Consider the following 17,751-nt stretch of genomic DNA (forward strand, 5'->3'; position numbering starts at 1 on the left):
TCATCCTATTTTCCGTAGTGAAATTAGTAGACAGCCATTCATAAACTCGTGCGGGCCCAATTCAAAACGCCCATCGGGAAGCTCTATGCTCCGCTCAAACCGACCATACGGAATCTCCAGCCGTTGAATCTCAGCCTCGGCGCCAACCGGCAGGAAACGCCGCCCGCCCACCACCAATAAACCATCCTCAAAGCTTACCTTGATATTTTCCGTTTCCACACCGGGCAGCGCGACCATAATTGTGAATTCATGCTGAGTTTCATAAATATCGATCGGCGGCTCCCAGATTGGACGCTTGGCATTCATGACGCGAGGCCTGAAAAACCGCCGATGCAGCCGGTCGGCACGATCCAGCACTTCACAGGCTTCCGCCCACATTGAAAATTCAAAATTACGTAACGGCATAATGTTTTATTTCAGATTGTCGGTATTATTACTTGCATCATGAAGCAAAACAGATAAACCAACGCAGGGCTGGCAGGTTTCACCCAAGACATGACAGAAAGGCCGGCCCGAAAGCTCAGTCTGAAAAATAATCCATTTGCCCGCTACAACATCATATTTTTCAAGATCATAGGTGCATATTAAACATTCGCGGCTTTGCTGCTTTCGAGCCAAAATTAAGTTTAATCTATAGTATAAACAGCAATAAGATAATCAGTACCATTACTTAGGTAAGTCGCGCTATATCTCAATAGGGCTTTTTCATCGTAGTATGAAACATTATTACGAAGAAATAAACTCACCAACGGCAAAGTGAAGCTATGTCGCCTTATTGGGAACATTTTGAACACCAAGCCTATATGGGCATACGCGGAATCGCTCCGACGCTCAACCAAAACGTCGAGCAGGCGACGCCGGCCATGACCGCGGTAATAGCCGATCCCGCTCATATTCCGCCATCGGAAGCGATCCGGATACATTGCACGGGGTGCGACAACGCATTTCCGTTTCCGGGCTGGATCAACGAACGGGCATGCATCACGACGGTTAACGGCCTGTTGTTCAACCGGTTCCAGGTGTCCCTTGATGAGGAAGGCTTGACGGCAAGCACCTTTGGCGAAGCCGTGGACCGGCAACAACACCAGCCTGCCGTGAAAATACAAGGCGCCGCGCTGACCGAGCCGCATGTTTATCAACAACCGGACGGCCTATGGGTTACCCAATGCGTCGTCGACGTTTAAAGGATACTCATGGATATCTCTCAATTCATACAACGCGATGAAACCTGCTGGGAAATTCCGTCCCAAGGCGCCATGCGCGTGCCGGCGATCATTTATGCCGATGAACGACTGCTGCGCGACATGGACCAGAAAGTGTACGAACAGCTTACCAACGTAGCCTCATTGCCCGGCATTGTCGAAGCCGCCTATGCCATGCCCGACGCGCACTGGGGCTACGGCTTCCCTATCGGCGGCGTCGCCGCCTTCGACCCGGCGCAGGGTGGCGTCATTTCGGCCGGCGGCGTGGGATTCGACATATCCTGCGGCGTGCGCACCCTGCTCACCGGCCTGGACATGACCGATTTACAGCCTCATCAGCACCAGCTGGCGGATGAGTTGTATCGCGCGATTCCGGCGGGCGTCGGCAGCAAGGGTAAAATCCATCTGAACCATGACGGCATGATAGCCATGCTCAAAGGCGGCGCCTCATGGGCCGTCGAACAGGGATTCGGCACCGCCCGAGACCTGGCCTTCACCGAGGAACGCGGCTGCATGGCCGGCGCCGAACCCCAACAGGTCTCCACCAGAGCACGGGAGCGGCAAAAAGACGAAATGGGTACCCTGGGTTCCGGAAACCATTATCTTGAAGTACAGCGGGTCGCCGATATTTACAACCCGACCCTGGCCGATGCTTACCGACTCAAGCGCGACGCCATCGTCATCACTATTCACTGCGGCTCCAGAGGCCTGGGCCATCAAATCGGCACCGAATTTCTAAAAGATATGGCCCTGGCGGCGCCTCAATACCATATTGCCCTGCCCGACCGGGAACTGGCCTGCGCGCCGCTGGATTCGCCGTTGGGAAAAAAATACCTGGGCGCCATGCGCGCCGGCATCAACTGCGCCCTGGCCAACCGGCAGATCATCACGCACCTGACCCGCAAAGCCGTGTCGGCGGTGTTTCCGGGACTCCATCTCGACCTGCTGTACGATGTTTCGCACAACACCTGCAAACTGGAGCCACATGCTATCGACGGCGTGAAAAGAAACCTGTTCGTGCATCGTAAAGGCGCCACCCGGGCGTTTGGGCCGGGGCACCCGGACTTGCCGCCCGAGTACCGCGATGTCGGCCAGCCGGTGCTGATCGGAGGCTCGATGGGAACCAGCTCCTATGTGCTGTGCGGCACGAAAGACAGCGAACTGCGCGCCTTCAGTTCGGCATGCCATGGCGCGGGCCGGGCCATGAGCCGCCACCAGGCGACCAAGCAATGGCGCGGCAGGGCATTGATTGATGAACTGGCGGACCGGGGCATCCTCATCCGCAGCGCGTCCATGCGCGGCATCGCCGAGGAAGCGCCGCTGGCGTATAAGGATGTGCGCGCCGTCATCGATGTGGCGGACCGGGCCGGCCTGGCGAAAAAAGTGGCCCAACTGGAACCTGTCATCTGCATAAAAGGTTAAAGCGTGCCGCGATTTTACGTAGGTACCAGCGGCTGGAATTATCCGGACTGGCAGGATGGTTTCTATGCCGGCGTTATTCGCAAGAATCGGTTAAAGTTCTATGCGGAGCGACTCCCGGCCGTGGAAATCAACGGGACTTTTTATCGTTTGCAAAGCCCCCGTACTTTTCAAAAATGGGCCGAGGAAACGCCGGCCGGCTTCAGATTCGCAATCAAGGCCAATCGCTACCTGACCCATCATAAAAAATTAACCGATCCGTCCGCGTCGGTTCTGATTGAGAAAAATCACGCCAAAGCGCTGAAAGAAAAACTGGCTGTCGTGCTATGGCAGTTGCCCGGCCTGGTCAAAAAAAACCCGGACAAACTGCAACAGTTTATCGCCGCTTTGGAACAATGGCGGGAAGTCCGTCATGCCGTGGAGTTCAGGCACCAGTCCTGGTTTGACGATGAAACGGCGCACGCCCTGGCGGAAGCCGGCGTCGCTGCATGCCAGTCCGATGCCGAAGCCTGGCCCCTGTGGGAATGCGTGACCACGGATCTGGTTTACGTTCGCCTGCATGGCCACACGCAAACCTATGTTTCCAGCTATAGCAGGCCGGAACTAATGCATTGGACCGAGCGTATCGAGCAGTGGCTAGAACAGGGCAAGCAAGTGCATGTTTATTTTGACAACACCGCCCAAGGCGCCGCGCCCCGCAACGCGCTTGAATTATGGGCGCTGGTTAATGACAAGCGGCTGGATACGCCGGACACCGCCTTTTGAGACTACAGCACATGATGACCCGCGGCGCGTGCCCGGCATTGATTTTCACCGGCTTGTCCCATGGCGTCTGTCCGAGTGCCTCGCTTCAACCAACGGCACGAAAGCGACGCCGAGAATGTCCTCGGTCTTGATTTTTCCGTCCGGCTTTTTCTCAACCACTATCAATTCCTGAGCACTGTAAGGCAAGCCTAAAGGAATGACCATACGGGCGCCTGTGCGCAATTGATCAATTAACGCCTGAGGAATATGCGGTGCCGCGGCAGTGACTATGATACCGTCATAGGGCGCATGCTCCGGCCAGCCCAGATTGCCGTCGCCGGCGCGAACCTCTACGTTGTCATAGCCCAGTTCATGCAGCCGGGTGCGCGCCAGCGTCGCCAGTTCCTCGACAAACTCGAGGCTGTAGACCTGCCTGACCAACCGGGAGAGGATGGCGGCCTGATAGCCTGAACCCGTACCGATCTCCAGCACAACGTCCGAAGGCTTCGTGTTCAGCAAATCGCTCATCAGGGCAACGATATAGGGCTGCGAAATCGTCTGGCCCGCGCCTATCGGCACGGGTGCGTTCTGATAGGCGTATTCGCGCAAGGCCTTGGGTATGAATTCGTGTCTCGGCACATGCCTCATGGCCGCCATCACGCGCTCGTCCAATGAATCCTTGCCGATCATGCCACGGGTTAATTTGACCTCCCATTCAATATCCGACAGCATGTGCTGCATCTCTTTCATTCTCATGCGCTCATCCTCAATGCATCGACATTATCGGTTTAAAACGCTATCAAACCCGGCATGAACACGAATAATACGCCATCCCTGGCGCCTGTGTTCCGGCTTGAAGAACGCGACCTTTGTACCGACTATCGATATGTCATTCAATCAAAACGCTTATACCCTCTTTTCAACAGCCACGAAATTCGGGTGACTACTTAGGCAATCATCTTAAAATTGAAGTGTATCGGACGGGGAGAAAGTCTAAAAAACCGGTGGTTCAGGAACGTATTGCAAGGTGGGGGTTAAAATGGTTAAAGGGATAAAAATTGGCCGAAATTTACACAATGAGCGTTTCCCTTGTCGAGAAAAATACCCTGTATCCGGCAATTCCGTTGTTAATGAATCAATGGGGATCGTAAAATTAATGTTTTTCGTTAAATTTTAAAACTGGGGCAGGCCAGGTCAATTTGCTATATGCGCTTGGATTAAAAATCGAAATCAAGATCAAAGTTTTCAAATTCGCCGAGCTGTTCCTTCAATCTTTTTTTCTCCCAGTACATTTCAATCTTTCTGCGCGCGGCCATTTTCTTGGCTACCTTCTCGTTTTCAGTCGGCAATATGATGTACTCGTCGTTTAAATCGAAGTCTTCGACATCCAGGTCGATTTCGCTTTTACTTTCACTGGATTCGGATTCCGAAACGGGTTTATCCGGGGAAGCATCATCTAAAAGAGATTCATCTGATACAGATTGAGAGGATTTCATATTCATTTTTAAACCAACCATAAAAAAATTGTTTTCAATGTCTGCAACGATATTCGCAACGCAAAATCATCCAATCATGAGATTGAAAGCATCGCTTGAACGAGAGCTGATCATTGGCATCTGAAAAGGCAAGAACAAGCGCTCAAATATCGAGTGGCGGTACTTATATCGCATTTGTGCGCGCAACATAATTAGTAAATATACTTAAGTCAATACCCTTGTTATCGATAGTCAGAGCGAGAATACACAAGCTTGTCATAAAATCCTATACAGCCGTGACGAAAATAACGCGAAGCCCCGTGATAGAAGCTTGTTTACCGGGTCAAACGCACTAAAATCCGGCACATCCTCCGCAATCGCTGCCCAAGGACCAGACCATGGAATTTCCAGATGTCATTCCGCCTCTCTTGATCGAATTCGCCCTGACCGTGGCCTTTTCTTTTGTCGTCGGTCTGGAATTCCGCCGTTATCAGCGCATGAATCAATATAAGTTTCATTTTGGCAGCACACGTACTTTTGTCCTGATCGGCTTGTTAGGATTTATTCTGTACACCCTGGACGCCACGCGCGTACTGTTCGGCATCGGCCTTGTCCTGCTCGGCGGCATGCTGCTGATTTATTACTGGCAGTTATCGTCGAAAGAGATGCTGTCGCTGTTCAGTGTTCTGCTTGCCCTGCTGATTTATCTGACCGGACCGGTTGTCAGCATATTCCCCAGCTGGTTCCTGATACTCTTCATCGTATCGTTGATTTTAATACTCGGCGAGAAACCGCTGATCCATCGTATTTCCGATAAATTGGCGGGCGAGGAAATCACGACCCTGGCCAAGTTCCTGATTATCTCCGGCGTTATCCTGCCCTTGCTGCCCGATGAACCCATCGCACCGATGATGCCGGTCACTTACGACAAGGTCTGGCTGGCGGTGATCATCGTATCCGGCTTCTCGTACTTGAGCTATCTGGTCAACACGTATTTTTTCAAGAGCCGCAGCCTGATGATTACCGGCATTCTAGGCGGACTGTATTCCAGTACCGTCGCCACCGTTGTCATCGGGCGCCGCGCTCATCATCTGGCGGAAGCGGGGCGCTTTGTATCCTCGGCGCTGATCATGGCAACCGCCATGATGTATATCCGGCTGCTCGTCATTATTTTCCTGTTTTCGCCCAGCGCCGGCCAGCGCCTGCTGGCGCCGTTTTCAGCCGCCATCGTGCTGTCCTTTGCCGCCATGGCCGCCTTGTTTCGCTTCCGGGATAATACGCCCAGCCCATCCGAGGCGGACGTGATTAAGCATCCGCTGGAATTATCAACCGCCATTGTGTTTGCCATATCGTTTATGCTGTTTACCAGCATTACCCAATACGTGACCAGCCATTACGGCGGCCATGGGTTGAATTTTCTATCCATTATCGTCGGCTTTACCGATATCGATCCTTTTATTCTGTCGCTGCTGAGCGGCGAATTCACCGTCTCCAGTTCGGCCATCGTGTCCTCCGTGATACTGGCCAGCGGCAGCAATAACCTGCTGAAAGCAATCTATGCCGTCGCCCTTGCCCGTAACCGCTCGGTCAGGGCAGCCGCTATCTGGCTGATATGTTTATTCGCGGCTTCCATTTTGTATGCGTTTAAGATTAATACCTGATATCAGGTACAGCATAACTTATCGAGAGAGGACGACGAATGTGTTCAGGACAGGATGTGCTTCGTGGCGGATGGAACGATGTCTTTATTCCCTTTGGATATACATCGCGATTCAATACCGCCCGGCAAGTCGCGATGTAGGCATCGCTCCCACAAGGACGGCCAATCCGAGAGGAAGACGGATAGTATTTTTAACCGCCCCCGCCCCTGCCGGCGCCGGGGTCAATTGTCTGCATAACATCAGCTCCTTAGCCTGAATATTTCACCACGAACGGACAGACAATGATCCCGTCATTTCTCTGCATTCATCCCCATTCATGAGGATTATGGAGGCGGTAGAATTGCGTAATTCATGAAGTCACGGGAAGAAAATGACAACAACTTGATTTTCTCTGTGCTCTCTGTGTGCTCTATGGTTATTATGAAATTCCGGGATAGATATTTTTGCATCCGTTACGAGGATAACTCTGTGTATAAAAGACAATTGCCCGCGATACCCGGAACCATATGGACACTCGGCTACGTCAGCCTGTTTATGGATTTGTCTTCGGAGCTGGTGCACAGCATATTGCCGGTGTTTATGGTCACGGTACTGGGGGCTGATGCGCTGACTATCGGCTTGATCGAAGGCATTGCCGAAGCCACCGCGCTGATCGTCAAGATATTTTCGGGGGCATTGAGTGATTTTTTCAGCCGCCGGAAATGGCTGATTCTGGCCGGTTACGGCCTGGCGGCGCTGACCAAGCCATTATTTCCTCTCGCGGGTTCCGTGGAAACGGTCTTCGCCGCGCGCTTTCTGGACCGGATCGGCAAGGGCATGCGAGGGGCGCCGCGCGACGCGTTGATTGCCGATGTGGCGCCTTTAACGATCAGGGGCGCCTGTTTTGGCCTGCGCCAATCCATGGATACGGTCGGCGCGGTTTTCGGGCCTCTTTTTGCCATCGTATTATTGTCTTTTTACCACGGAGACATGAAAACGGTATTGTGGTTTGCCGTTGTGCCGGCGGCAATCACGATCATTTTAATCGTATTCGGGGTAAAGGAACCGGCCGCCAAAGCCAGGCCGCGCCAATTCCGCTCGCCCTTGCGGCTGGTATTCCTGAAGGCTTTTTCCAGGGCCTACTGGCGGATTGTCATAATAGGCGCCGTCTTCACGCTGACCCGGTTCAGCGAGGCATTCCTGATACTGCGCGCCGAGGAGCTGGGCCTGTCTATCACCTGGATTCCCCTGGTCATGGTCGTGATGAGCCTGTTCTATGCGTTATCGGCTTATCCCGCCGGCGTGCTGTCGGACCATGTGCGCAAGGAGTACTTGCTGGCCACGGGGCTTGTGCTGCTGGCGCTGGCTGATCTGGTACTGGCGCGGGCGAATTCGATTCTTGCCGTCCTGTGCGGGGTCGCTCTGTGGGGATTGCATATGGGGTTCACGCAAGGCATTCTGGCGACCATGATTGCCAATGCCACGCCCCGGGAATTGAAAGGCACGGCATTCGGCCTGTTCAACTTCGTAACCGGCCTGTTTATGCTGCTGGCCAGCGTCATTGCCGGGTGGCTCTGGGATAATTATGGTTCAGGCATGACCTTTCTTGCCGGCGCGGCGTTTTCGGTGCTGGCGCTGATGCTGCTGATATTCCATAAAAGCCCTGAGCAGGCAACAGCGCAGGACCCGGGCACATGACGCATTCGGACTTGCCGCGATGGCGAACCGGTTAAACAAGGGTTTGCTCATCCACGCGTTTCGCCAGCGCTTGCAGTTCGGCGGAAATCGTCACCGGATAGCCGGGCGTATCACCGAGTTGGCGCAATGTTTCCGGCAACCGGCTTAACTGGTTTTTGGTGTACTGCCGGGATTCGGTGAGCGAAGGCTGCGGCATCGCAGTCCGCCCGCCCTGCATGACCCGCTGCAGCAACGGCTGTCCCGTGCAAGGCGCGTTTTCAAGCGTTACGGTATCGCCGCCCATGCAGCCATCGTCGTCATAATTACGATAGACCTGTTTGCGTCCGGGCCAGGTTGCCTTGCCTTCCGAGCGTTTGCGCCGGGCGATGCCGGCATATTCCTGCAGCTTATAGGCGCAGTCGAGATAAGGCGCATCGGCCGAGGTATCCAGATGCGTGCCGATGCCGAAACCATCTATCGGCGCCTGTTGCGTCATCAGTGCGTCCAGTTTGTATTCATCAATACTACTGCTGGCGAAAATCGTGGCCTGCTGAAGGCCGCCCTGATCGAGAATCGATCTGACCTCGCGGGCATGATCGGCCAAATCGCCGCTATCGATGCGCACGCCCTTGATTTTGATGCCCAGAGCGCGCAACGTTTCGGCCAGATCAACGACCTTCCGGGCGGCCGCTTCGGTATCGTAGGTATCGATCAATAACACGACATTATCGGGATTGGCTTTCGCAAAATCGATGAAGGCCTGACTTTCGTTGCTGTAGGTCTGTACAAAGGAGTGCGCCATCGTGCCGTAAATCGGGATATCGAAATACATGCCGGCATTCACTGTCGCGGTGCCGCTAAAGCCGGTCAGATAACTGGCCCGTGCCGCCAGCAGCCCGGCCTCGCTGCCATGCGCGCGGCGCATGCCGAAATCGACCAGCAGCTTGTCCGGCGCGATCAACACGGAGCGCGCGGCCTTGGTGGCGATCAGGGTCTGGAAATGCAACAGGTTGATGAGCCGGCTTTCAATCATCTGCGCTTCCGGCAAGGGGGCGGTGATCCGCAGAATCGGCTCGTTCGGGAAAAATACCGTGCCTTCGGGCATGGCATGCACGTCGCCGGTGAATCTTAACGCGGCGAGCCGGTCCAGCACAGCCGGCTTGAAGTAACCGGTGCCGGCGAGCCAGTCGATTTCATCCGGGGAAAAGTGCAGTTCTTCAAGATAATCCAAAACCTGGGCCAACCCGGCCGCGACCATATAGCTCCGGTTTTTAGGCAGCTTACGGACAAAAAACTCGAACACCGCAAGATCTTCCCGGTTCTGTTCATAATAGCCCTGAAGCATCGTCAGCTGATAAAGATCAGTCAGCAATGCACCGTCCAGGATCATAAAATCATGGCTTGCTTAATGGGTTTGGCGCCTCGCCGGACCATCTCTTGAACGGCTTTTTCACCGTCTTGAGGCTTGACATTGACTGCGCGTACGGCATCGAACAGCAGGCATACCCGGTAATGCAGGGCCAGTGCATCGAGCACCGTGTTCAAGACACAATAATCGGTTGCCAGGCCGCCGATAAACAAACGGGTCGTACCGGCCTTCTCGAGTTGTTGTTGGAAGAAGGGCGTTTCAAAAGCCGAATAGCCATCGCGCTCAACCTCGATCCCCGCCGAGATCACCTGCGTCGAGATAGGAAGATGCAAACTGGGCGCAAAGTCCGCGCCTCGGGTGCCGGCCACACAATGTTCGGGCCATGGCCCGCCCTGGGCAACAAAAGAGCTGTGGTTTTTCGGATGCCAATCGCGCGTGGCAAATATAGGCAGCCCTTGCCTGGCGAAGCGCTCGATATAACCGTTCAGAACCGGTATCACCTGTTCTCCGCCCGGTACCGCCAGGCTGCCGCCGGGCAGGAAATCATTTTGCAGATCCACTATAACCAGGGCGTCGCCTTTCGTTAACCCGATTTTTTCATCGCCTTGAGATGAGCTGTTCATAAATCGACGAATGTGATGTCGGAATATCGGAAAAGGTATCGGGTTGCGAATGACAGGCCTCGCAATTACCGGCTCCCGGCATATCGAAGACCTTATCGTTAGCCTGGCCTTCATTTGGATATGTCCTGGCCTGGGCTTGCCTGATGAATTCCGGTCCAGAGCCCTTAACGCTATCAATGCCCGGCGTGATGATCAGGACTCCTCCGAATAACAGTAGAACCGATAAGACGATTTTCATATTCATTATGGATACTTAGCTCGTATATTGATCAGCCTGGTTGATAGAATAGATAGCGCCCGTTATTGCTTTATCTTTGCATGCAGCTGACAACTTGTAAAAATTCATTGACCAAGTGCATTTATATAGAAAAAGAGTTGTCCGGTAAATTAGTAGGAAAACTTACAGCCCCGCTATTTCAGCGTATACGGGGCGGGCTCACTCGCCTTTATCGACTCAAACGCTTGCAGTAAACCACGATCGGGGCGAAGTCAGCGGTTCATGAAATGAGACATCCCCGGCCGCCGGTGCAAATGAACCGCTTGTGGTGTTTTTGCACCCCCTTTTTTTCCATATCGTCTCCGCAACCAACCACAACCCCATCCTTTTATCTAAAGAAATCATAGCGTTAAACCATCCCATTTTATTGGCATGGAAAATGCTGATCCTCCTGCAAAGCTATTGATTCTTATAACGTGGAGGCTTAACCATGATCAATACTCCGTCTTCGGCATTACCTGAAACCGGGCTGGCCGGCTTGAAAGCGCACTGGCGCGGCGATTTGCTGTCGGGGTTTCTGGTTTTTCTTATCGCCTTGCCGTTATGCCTGGGCATCTCGATGGCCTCCGGCTTTCCGCCCTCAGCCGGGATTATCACGGCCATTATCGGCGGCCTGCTGGTGTCGCGCATCAACGGTTCGTACGTGACGATCAACGGGCCGGCCGCGGGCTTGATCGTTGTCGTGTTGAATGCCGTGCAGACCTTGGGGGAAGGCGACGCGATGGCCGGCTACCGTTACACGCTGGCGGCCATCGTCGTCGCCAGCGTGCTGCAGATCCTGATGGGCGTCTTTAAGGCCGGACGCCTCAGTTCTTTTTTCCCGGCCTCGGTCGTGCACGGCATGCTGGCCGCGATCGGCATCATTATCATGACCAAGCAGATCCCTGTCATGCTCGGCGTGACGCCTGAAGAGGGCAGTCTGTTTTCGACCATGGCGCAGATTCCGCACAGCCTGCTGAACCCCAATCCGGAAATCGCCCTGATCGGCCTGGCCGGGCTGGTTGTTCTGATTATCTGGTCGCTGCTGAAAAGCCCCACGCTGAAAATGATCCCCGCGCCCATTCTCGTCGTGCTGGTCGGCATGGGCCTGGGACGTATTTTCGACTTGAACCACGAACATATGTATCTGTTTTTGCCGGATGCGCCTTTCATCGGCCATCATGAAGCAACAGTCGGGCCGAGGTTTCTGGTCGCAATATCCGACAATTTCATGTCCAGCTTTTACTTTCCCGACTTCTCCAAGTTTATGACGACTGAATTCTGGGAGGCCGTGATCGGCATCAGCCTGGTAGGCAGCCTTGAAAGCCTGCTCAGCACCGTCGCGGTGGACAAGCTGGACCCTTATAAACGCCACTCCGATCTGGACCGCGACCTGACGGCGGTAGGAATCGGCAACCTGCTCGCCGGCCTGATCGGCGGCATGCCCATGATCGCCGAGATCGTGCGCAGCTCCGCCAACGTTAATAACGGCGCCAAAACCGGCTGGGCCAATTTCTTTCATGGCGCACTGCTATTGCTGTTCGTCATGCTGTTTCCGCGCCTGATTCACAGCATTCCCCTCGCGGCCTTGGCGGCCTTGCTGGTCTACACCGGTTTCCGTCTGGCCTCGCCCAGGGAATTCGCCAAAGTCATGGGTATCGGAAAAGAACAGTTTTTTATTTTCATGGTCACAATCACAGGCGTTCTGGCAACCGATCTATTGATCGGCGTCGCTATCGGCATTATAGTCAAGCTGGCTGTTCACATTGCGCGCGGAGTCTGGCTCAACAACCTGTTCAAAATTCATTTCGCCATCGAACGGCCCAATAACGACACCGTAATAGTCAAACTGACCGGTTCGGCGATCTTTTCCAATTTCCTGCCGCTGAAAAAAGCGCTGGCCACGCTGGAACCGGGCAAATCGGTTGTGTTTGATTTATCCGACGGCTATCTGATCGACCATACGGTCATGGAATTCATTTATGACTACATGCACAACTACGAAGCGCGGGGCGGCCGTTGCCGGCAGACAGGCCGGGCTTCGGAAAAGTTTTCGGATCATGCGCTGGCCGCGCGCTTAATGACGGCCGATGAAAGGAAAGGTTAAGCCCTTTTTGGCAGCAAAGAACGGGGGGCCGGACGGCTGCCCCACCCGCATCTCTTGACGGAGCGTTGAATGATTCTTGTATTGGCCTATTGTGCTGTCCTGTTAAGCTTTGCTTCCTGCTTGCCGCCGCTGCTGATGCAGGGGCGACGCAACCTTCCGGCGTTAGGCCGGCTCCGGATGCCCGGCAGCCTGGAAGAGCAACGGGCGCAGATTCTGACACGGCAGGCCGTGTTCGGCTTGCTGGGTTTGTCGGGGCTTTTCGCGGCACTGGCCGGCGTGAGCGTGCTGGTCAGCGGCGAGGTGATGACCGGCCGGATCGGTCTGGGCCTGCCCTGGCTGCCCTGGCAGGTGCGCTTCGACAATCTGTCCGGCTTATTCTTTCTGATCATCGGCATCGCCGTTAGCGCCGTCAGCCTGTACGGGCCCGGCTATGTCTCGGCTTATGAAGAAAGTAAGCATCCCTTTGCGGTCCTGAGCCTGTTCAGCGGGCTGTTCATCGCCGGCATGCTGCTGGTGCTATTGGCCGACGACGCCTTCTTCTTCATGATCGCCTGGGAACTGATGTCGGTCGCCAGCTATTTTCTGGTGGCGTTCCAGCATGACAACCCGGCCAACCGGCGCGCGGCTTTTCTTTATCTGCTGATGGCGGAAATCGGGGCGCTGGCCATAATCCTGGCTTTCGGCGTGCTGGCCAGCTTTGCCGACGGCTTCACTTTCGATGCCTTGCGCGGCGCCGGATTATCGAACGCCTGGGCCAGCATCGCGTTTGCGCTGGCGCTGCTGGGCTTTGGCATGAAAGCCGGCCTCGTGCCCGTGCATGTCTGGCTGCCGGAAGCGCATCCGGTGGCGCCATCGCACATTTCGGCCCTGATGAGCGGCGTGATGCTGAAAGTGGCCCTGTACGGCCTGATCCGGTTCTGTTTCGACCTGATCGGCGAGGTGTACTGGCAATGGGGACTGGTACTGATGATAGCGGGCACGGTCTCGGCCTTGGGCGGCATTCTGTACGCCATGATGCAGACCAATCTGAAGCGCATGCTGGCCTACAGTTCGGTCGAAAACGTCGGCATCATCGTCATGGTGCTGGGCTTGTCGATGATTTTCATGGCGCAGAACCAGCCGCAACTGGGAGCGCTGGGTTTTCTGGCGGCGCTGTTTCACGCTTTCAACCATGCCTTGTTCAAGAATCTGCTGTTCCTGGGCGCGGGCATGATTCATCACCAGACCCATGAACTGAATATCGACCAGATGGGCGGCCTGATCAAGCGCATGCCGAAGACCGGCATGCTGTTCCTGATCGGCTGCATGAGCATTTCATCGTTGCCGCTGTTTAACGGCTTCGTTTCGGAATGGCTGGCTTTCCAGACGGCGCTGCAGGTCGATGTCATCGACAACGGCGTCTTGCGCAGCCTGATTCCGGTCGCCGCCGCCGCGCTGGCGCTGACCGCGGCCCTGGCGGCAGCCTGCTTCGTCAATGTCTTCGGCATCCTGTTCCTGGGGTTGCCCCGTTCGCGGCATGCCGACAAGGCCCAGGAAATCGCCGACCCGGGCATGCTGGCCGGCCCCGCCCTGCTGGCCGGCCTGTGCTTTTTGTTCGGCATTTTTCCGGGCCTGATGCTGGGCTTGATCAATCACGTTGCCGAACAGCTGCTGGGGGCGTCCTTGCCGGATGGCTCCTCCTTGAGCTGGCTGCATCTGGCGCCCGTTTCCGCCGAACAGGCTTCCTATTCGGCGCCGCTGGTGCTGGTCGGAGCGCTGATCGCGGCCGGCATCTGCTTCCGCTATCTGCGCCGCAGCCCTGCCACGGTCATGCGCCGGGCCGAAACCTGGGACTGCGGCTTCGGCGGCCTGACGCCGCGCATGCAATACAGCGCCAGCGCCTTCATGATGCCGTTCAGGCGCATTTTCGCCAGAGTCTGGCTCATCGACGAGCAGGTCAAAAAAGACCGCCAGGGCGCCATGGATCAGGATGTCGCGGCGATTCATTATGCCCTGCAAATACAGGATCACAGCTGGCCGCGCCTGTATCAGCCGATCGAGCGGGCCGTCAACCGGACGGCCAGACTGGTGGGACGCATCCAGACCGGCAATATCCGGACTTATCTGGGCTATTCGTTCGTTACCTTAATCGTTATGTTATGGATTATCAGCTGATGAACTGGTTATTGGCAATGTCGCAAACCGTGCTGTTTGTCGCGCTGGCCCCTTTGCTGGCGGGCTGGATCAAATGCTGCAAATGCCGCCTGCAGAACCGCAAGGCGCCGTCCTTGTTCCAGCCTTACCGGGATTTGCTCAAGCTGACGCGCAAGCAGCCGGTGGTCTCGGATCAGGCCTCCTGGATCTTCACGATTTCCCCTTACATCATCTTCTCGGCCATGGTGCTGGCCGCCAGCATCGTGCCGCTGATCGCCGTGGACCTGCCGACCTCGGCCAGCGCCGATGTCATCGTGCTGATCGGTTTTTTTTCCTTTGCCCGGTTTTTCCTGGCGCTGGCCGGCCTGGACATCGGCACGGCCTTCGGCGGCATGGGGTCTTCGCGCGAGATGACGATTTCAACCCTGGCGGAACCGGCCATGCTGATGGGCATTTTCGCGCTGACCATGTCCGCCTCCACGACCAATCTTTCGCTAGCCATCGACTTTGTGCTCGATGAAGGCCTGGTATTGCGCCCCTCATTCATCTTCGCGCTGCTTTCGCTGATGCTGGTCGCGATTGCCGAGACCGGGCGCATACCGGTCGATAATCCGGCCACGCATCTGGAGCTGACCATGATCCATGAAGCCATGATCCTGGAATACAGCGGCCGCCACCTGGCGTTGATCGAGTGGGCCAGCCAGTTGAAACTGATGCTGTACGGCGTATTGATCGCCAACATCTTTTTCCCGTGGGGCATTGCCGAAAGGATCACGCCGGGGGATTTGGGCTACGGCCTGCTGTTCATCATCGGCAAACTGGCGTTTTTGTCGATTCTGCTGGCGTTGTCGGAAACGCTGTTCGCGAAAATGCGCCTGTTCCGCGTGCAGGAATACCTCAGTTTTGCTTATTTGCTGGGTTTGTTGGGCATGTTGAGCCATATCATTCTGGAGGGTGCGCGATGAATATCGAGCAACTGGATTTTTATACGCAGGCCATCCTGTCGCTGGCGGCCCTGGTCGGACTCACGTCGTTTCTGATGCTGGGCCAGGGGCGGCTGTTAAGGCTGATTTTCGTGTTCGCCGTGCAGGGATTTTTATTAGCTCTGACCACGGCCGTGGCCGCCTACAGCCTGAGCAATTATCATCTGTATATTTCCGCCGCGCTGACGCTGGTCCTCAAGGTGATCCTCATTCCCTGGATGCTGCGGCGGCAGGTGCTGAAAATGAACATGCACCGTGATGTCGAGGCGTTGAGCAACAATACCGCCATCATGCTGGGCGGCGCCAGCCTGATGCTGTTCAGTTATTACATCCTGCACCCCATCGTGCAGACCTCGTCCCTGGTCATGCTCAATGCCCTGGCCGTCAGTTTGTCGGTGATGCTGCTGGGGATGCTGCTGATGATCTCGCACCGGCAGGCGGTCGCGCATGTGGTGGGTTTCATGTCGATAGAGAACGGCCTGTTTTTCGCCGCCATCGTCGCCACGCACGGCATGCCGATGGTGGTCGAGCTGGGTGTGGCGTTCGATGTGCTGGTGGCGGCCGTGCTGTTCGGCATCTTTTTCCTGCATATCCGCACCAGCATCGATTCGCTCGACGTCGATCTGCTGAACCGCTTGAGCGAGGTGGATAAATGATCGCCGCCTATCTGGTGCTGTTGATTCCACTGGCCGGCATGGCCTTTTTCGCGCTGGCCGGCCACCGGGCCGATTCCGGCGCATGGAATATCCGCCTGAACGCCGTCAACCTGATCGCCACGCTCTGGCTGGCCATCAACGTGCTGCGCGAAGGCACGATCCTGTCGGCCGGCAAAGCGTTTCTGATCGATCCGTTCAACGTCTATCTGATCGTGCTGACGGCTTTCGTCGGCCTGACCACGGCCATTTTTTCCGCGCCTTACATGGCGCACGAAATGGAAACCGGCCGGCTCAACGATGCGCGCCTGAAGCTGTATCACGCCATGTACCAGGGCTTCATGCTGTCGATGTATCTGGTACTGACGACCAACAACATGGGCATTTTGTGGGTCGCGATGGAAGGCGCGACGCTGGCGACGGTGCTGCTGGTCAGTCTGTACCGCACACCCGAATCGGTGGAGGCGGCCTGGAAATACTTCATCCTCTGTGGCGTCGGCATCGCGCAGGCGCTGTTCGGCACGATTCTGCTGTATTACGCGGCCGAGCAGATCGGCAGCGAGGAAAACGCCCTGCTCTGGTCGGTGCTCTATGAAAACGCCGATAAGCTCAATCCCGAAGTGCTTAAAATCGCGTTCGTGTTCCTGCTGATCGGCTACGGCACCAAAATCGGTCTCGTGCCGCTGCATAACTGGCTGCCCGACGCCCATTCCGAAGGCCCGACGCCGATGTCGGCGGTGCTGTCGGGCCTGCTGCTGAACGATGCGCTCTATGCCGTGGTGCGCAACAAGATGCTGGTCGACGGCGCGACCCAGTCCGATATGGCCGGTTTCCTGATGATGGGATTCGGCCTGCTGTCGTTCCTGGTCGGCGCCCTGTTCCTGCACCGGCAGAAAGACATCAAACGGCTGTTCAGTTATTCCTCTATCGAGCATATGGGCATGATGACCTTCGCTTTCGGCATCGGCGGCCCGCTGGCGACGTTTGCGGCCTTGCTGCATATGACCGTGCATTCGTTGACCAAGTCGGCAATTTTCGTGACGGTGGGCCATGCGGCTCAGCTGGCCGGCACGCAGAACATGGAAAAGATACGCGGACTGATCAAGACCCAGCCACAGATTGGCTGGGGGCTGCTGATCGGCACGGTTTCGATTGCCGGTTTCCCGCCTTTCGGCGTCTTCACCAGCGAATTTCTGGTACTGCTGGCCACGATGCGCAGTTATCCGTGGCTGGCGCCGTTGTTATTGTTAGGGATAGGCATCGCCTTCGCTGGCCTGTTCCGGCATATCCAGCCGATCGTCTACGGCGACAGGCCCGAAGGCCAGCAGCCCATCAAAGCCAACCTGTGGCCGGTCATGATTCATCTGGGACTGGTACTCTGGCTGGGCCTGGCTATTCCGGGCTTTCTGGCCGACTGGTTCTCGCAGGCGACGCTATTGATCTCGGGGAGTGCGCCATGAGTTATACCAA

The 17,751-nt window shown here is 55.8% G+C and carries 16 protein-coding genes; 10 read left to right on the forward strand and 6 right to left on the reverse strand.

What is annotated here, in order from left to right; translation table 11 throughout:
* Positions 1-306 carry an Hsp20/alpha crystallin family protein gene (locus tag EK22_RS07935; protein ID WP_235209249.1) on the reverse strand — a complete coding sequence of 102 codons (306 nt, stop codon included), beginning with the start codon at positions 304-306 and terminating at the stop codon, positions 1-3.
* A gap of 458 nt (positions 307-764) precedes the next feature.
* On the opposite strand from EK22_RS07935, the gene EK22_RS07940 reads away from it, so the two are divergent.
* The 3 genes from EK22_RS07940 to EK22_RS07950 are packed head-to-tail and all read left to right on the forward strand — an operon-like array spanning position 765 to position 3,386.
* Positions 765-1,184, forward strand: a complete 420-nt coding sequence (locus EK22_RS07940; protein ID WP_036249671.1) for an archease — start codon at positions 765-767, stop codon at positions 1,182-1,184.
* 9 nt (positions 1,185-1,193) lie between these two features.
* Positions 1,194-2,624 (forward strand): RtcB family protein, encoded by a 1,431-nt coding sequence (locus EK22_RS07945; RefSeq protein ID WP_036249673.1) that lies wholly within the window; start codon positions 1,194-1,196, stop codon positions 2,622-2,624.
* 3 nt (positions 2,625-2,627) lie between these two features.
* Positions 2,628-3,386: a DUF72 domain-containing protein gene (locus tag EK22_RS07950; RefSeq protein WP_036249676.1), complete on the forward strand. Its 759-nt coding sequence runs from the start codon at positions 2,628-2,630 to the stop codon at positions 3,384-3,386.
* 45 nt (positions 3,387-3,431) lie between these two features.
* Here EK22_RS07950 and EK22_RS07955 read toward each other — a convergent pair whose 3' ends face one another.
* Together EK22_RS07955 and EK22_RS07960 are read right to left on the reverse strand one after the other, a co-directional pair.
* The gene (locus tag EK22_RS07955) at positions 3,432-4,121 is read right to left on the reverse strand and encodes a protein-L-isoaspartate(D-aspartate) O-methyltransferase (RefSeq protein ID WP_369798194.1); all 690 of its coding nucleotides are present in this window, start codon (positions 4,119-4,121) and stop codon (positions 3,432-3,434) included.
* Positions 4,122-4,582: 461 nt separating this feature from the next.
* Positions 4,583-4,867 (reverse strand): PA3496 family putative envelope integrity protein, encoded by a 285-nt coding sequence (locus EK22_RS07960; RefSeq protein WP_020161195.1) that lies wholly within the window; start codon positions 4,865-4,867, stop codon positions 4,583-4,585.
* Positions 4,868-5,238: 371 nt separating this feature from the next.
* On the opposite strand from EK22_RS07960, the gene EK22_RS07965 reads away from it, so the two are divergent.
* Positions 5,239-6,501, forward strand: coding sequence for an MgtC/SapB family protein (locus EK22_RS07965; RefSeq protein ID WP_036249682.1), 1,263 nt, complete (start codon positions 5,239-5,241; stop codon positions 6,499-6,501).
* A gap of 468 nt (positions 6,502-6,969) precedes the next feature.
* The gene (locus tag EK22_RS07970) at positions 6,970-8,178 is read left to right on the forward strand and encodes an MFS transporter (protein ID WP_036249829.1); all 1,209 of its coding nucleotides are present in this window, start codon (positions 6,970-6,972) and stop codon (positions 8,176-8,178) included.
* Positions 8,179-8,209: 31 nt separating this feature from the next.
* Here EK22_RS07970 and EK22_RS07975 read toward each other — a convergent pair whose 3' ends face one another.
* From EK22_RS07975 to EK22_RS07985, 3 genes are read right to left on the reverse strand one after another with little or no spacing between them, the layout of a single operon-like run.
* The gene (locus EK22_RS07975) at positions 8,210-9,547 is read right to left on the reverse strand and encodes a nicotinate phosphoribosyltransferase (protein ID WP_036249684.1); all 1,338 of its coding nucleotides are present in this window, start codon (positions 9,545-9,547) and stop codon (positions 8,210-8,212) included.
* A complete protein-coding gene (locus tag EK22_RS07980; protein ID WP_020161199.1) occupies positions 9,544-10,149 on the reverse strand; it encodes an isochorismatase family protein in 606 nt (201 codons plus the stop codon). Before EK22_RS07980 ends, EK22_RS07975 begins: the two co-directional genes overlap by 4 nt.
* The gene (locus EK22_RS07985; RefSeq protein ID WP_020161200.1) at positions 10,124-10,393 is read right to left on the reverse strand and encodes a hypothetical protein; all 270 of its coding nucleotides are present in this window, start codon (positions 10,391-10,393) and stop codon (positions 10,124-10,126) included. The genes EK22_RS07980 and EK22_RS07985 overlap by 26 nt, the downstream gene beginning before the upstream one ends.
* A 463-nt stretch (positions 10,394-10,856) precedes the next feature.
* Between EK22_RS07985 and EK22_RS07990 the strand changes: the two genes are divergently transcribed.
* The 5 genes from EK22_RS07990 (at position 10,857) to EK22_RS08010 (ending at position 17,741) form a co-directional block, all read left to right on the forward strand.
* On the forward strand, positions 10,857-12,512 hold the full coding sequence (locus EK22_RS07990; RefSeq protein WP_200882572.1) for a SulP family inorganic anion transporter: 1,656 nt from the start codon (positions 10,857-10,859) through the stop codon (positions 12,510-12,512).
* A gap of 69 nt (positions 12,513-12,581) precedes the next feature.
* Positions 12,582-14,666 carry a hydrogenase 4 subunit B gene (hyfB, locus tag EK22_RS07995; protein ID WP_036249691.1) on the forward strand — a complete coding sequence of 695 codons (2,085 nt, stop codon included), beginning with the start codon at positions 12,582-12,584 and terminating at the stop codon, positions 14,664-14,666.
* Positions 14,666-15,610 (forward strand): respiratory chain complex I subunit 1 family protein, encoded by a 945-nt coding sequence (locus EK22_RS08000; RefSeq protein WP_036249695.1) that lies wholly within the window; start codon positions 14,666-14,668, stop codon positions 15,608-15,610. Before hyfB ends, EK22_RS08000 begins: the two co-directional genes overlap by 1 nt.
* Positions 15,607-16,284, forward strand: a complete 678-nt coding sequence (locus tag EK22_RS08005) for a formate hydrogenlyase (protein ID WP_036249698.1) — start codon at positions 15,607-15,609, stop codon at positions 16,282-16,284. The genes EK22_RS08000 and EK22_RS08005 overlap by 4 nt, the downstream gene beginning before the upstream one ends.
* Positions 16,281-17,741 carry a hydrogenase 4 subunit F gene (locus EK22_RS08010; RefSeq protein WP_036249703.1) on the forward strand — a complete coding sequence of 487 codons (1,461 nt, stop codon included), beginning with the start codon at positions 16,281-16,283 and terminating at the stop codon, positions 17,739-17,741. The genes EK22_RS08005 and EK22_RS08010 overlap by 4 nt, the downstream gene beginning before the upstream one ends.
* Positions 17,742-17,751 lie beyond the last annotated feature (10 nt).

The organism is Methylobacter sp. BBA5.1, assembly GCF_000746145.1.
GTDB lineage: Bacteria > Pseudomonadota > Gammaproteobacteria > Methylococcales > Methylomonadaceae > Methylobacter > Methylobacter marinus.

Coding starts and splice junctions, on each gene's coding strand:
- EK22_RS07960 (WP_020161195.1), bottom strand. CDS start 4,867: ATGAATATGAAATCCTCTCAATCTGTATCAGATGAATCTCTTTTAGAT.
- hyfB (WP_036249691.1), top strand. CDS start 12,582: ATGATTCTTGTATTGGCCTATTGTGCTGTCCTGTTAAGCTTTGCTTCC.
- EK22_RS08000 (WP_036249695.1), top strand. CDS start 14,666: ATGAACTGGTTATTGGCAATGTCGCAAACCGTGCTGTTTGTCGCGCTG.
- EK22_RS07955 (WP_369798194.1), bottom strand. CDS start 4,121: ATGAGAATGAAAGAGATGCAGCACATGCTGTCGGATATTGAATGGGAG.
- EK22_RS07945 (WP_036249673.1), top strand. CDS start 1,194: ATGGATATCTCTCAATTCATACAACGCGATGAAACCTGCTGGGAAATT.
- EK22_RS08010 (WP_036249703.1), top strand. CDS start 16,281: ATGATCGCCGCCTATCTGGTGCTGTTGATTCCACTGGCCGGCATGGCC.
- EK22_RS07935 (WP_235209249.1), bottom strand. CDS start 306: ATGAATGCCAAGCGTCCAATCTGGGAGCCGCCGATCGATATTTATGAA.
- EK22_RS07965 (WP_036249682.1), top strand. CDS start 5,239: ATGGAATTTCCAGATGTCATTCCGCCTCTCTTGATCGAATTCGCCCTG.
- EK22_RS07990 (WP_200882572.1), top strand. CDS start 10,857: ATGATCAATACTCCGTCTTCGGCATTACCTGAAACCGGGCTGGCCGGC.
- EK22_RS07975 (WP_036249684.1), bottom strand. CDS start 9,547: ATGATCCTGGACGGTGCATTGCTGACTGATCTTTATCAGCTGACGATG.
- EK22_RS07980 (WP_020161199.1), bottom strand. CDS start 10,149: ATGAACAGCTCATCTCAAGGCGATGAAAAAATCGGGTTAACGAAAGGC.
- EK22_RS07940 (WP_036249671.1), top strand. CDS start 765: ATGTCGCCTTATTGGGAACATTTTGAACACCAAGCCTATATGGGCATA.
- EK22_RS08005 (WP_036249698.1), top strand. CDS start 15,607: ATGAATATCGAGCAACTGGATTTTTATACGCAGGCCATCCTGTCGCTG.
- EK22_RS07985 (WP_020161200.1), bottom strand. CDS start 10,393: ATGAATATGAAAATCGTCTTATCGGTTCTACTGTTATTCGGAGGAGTC.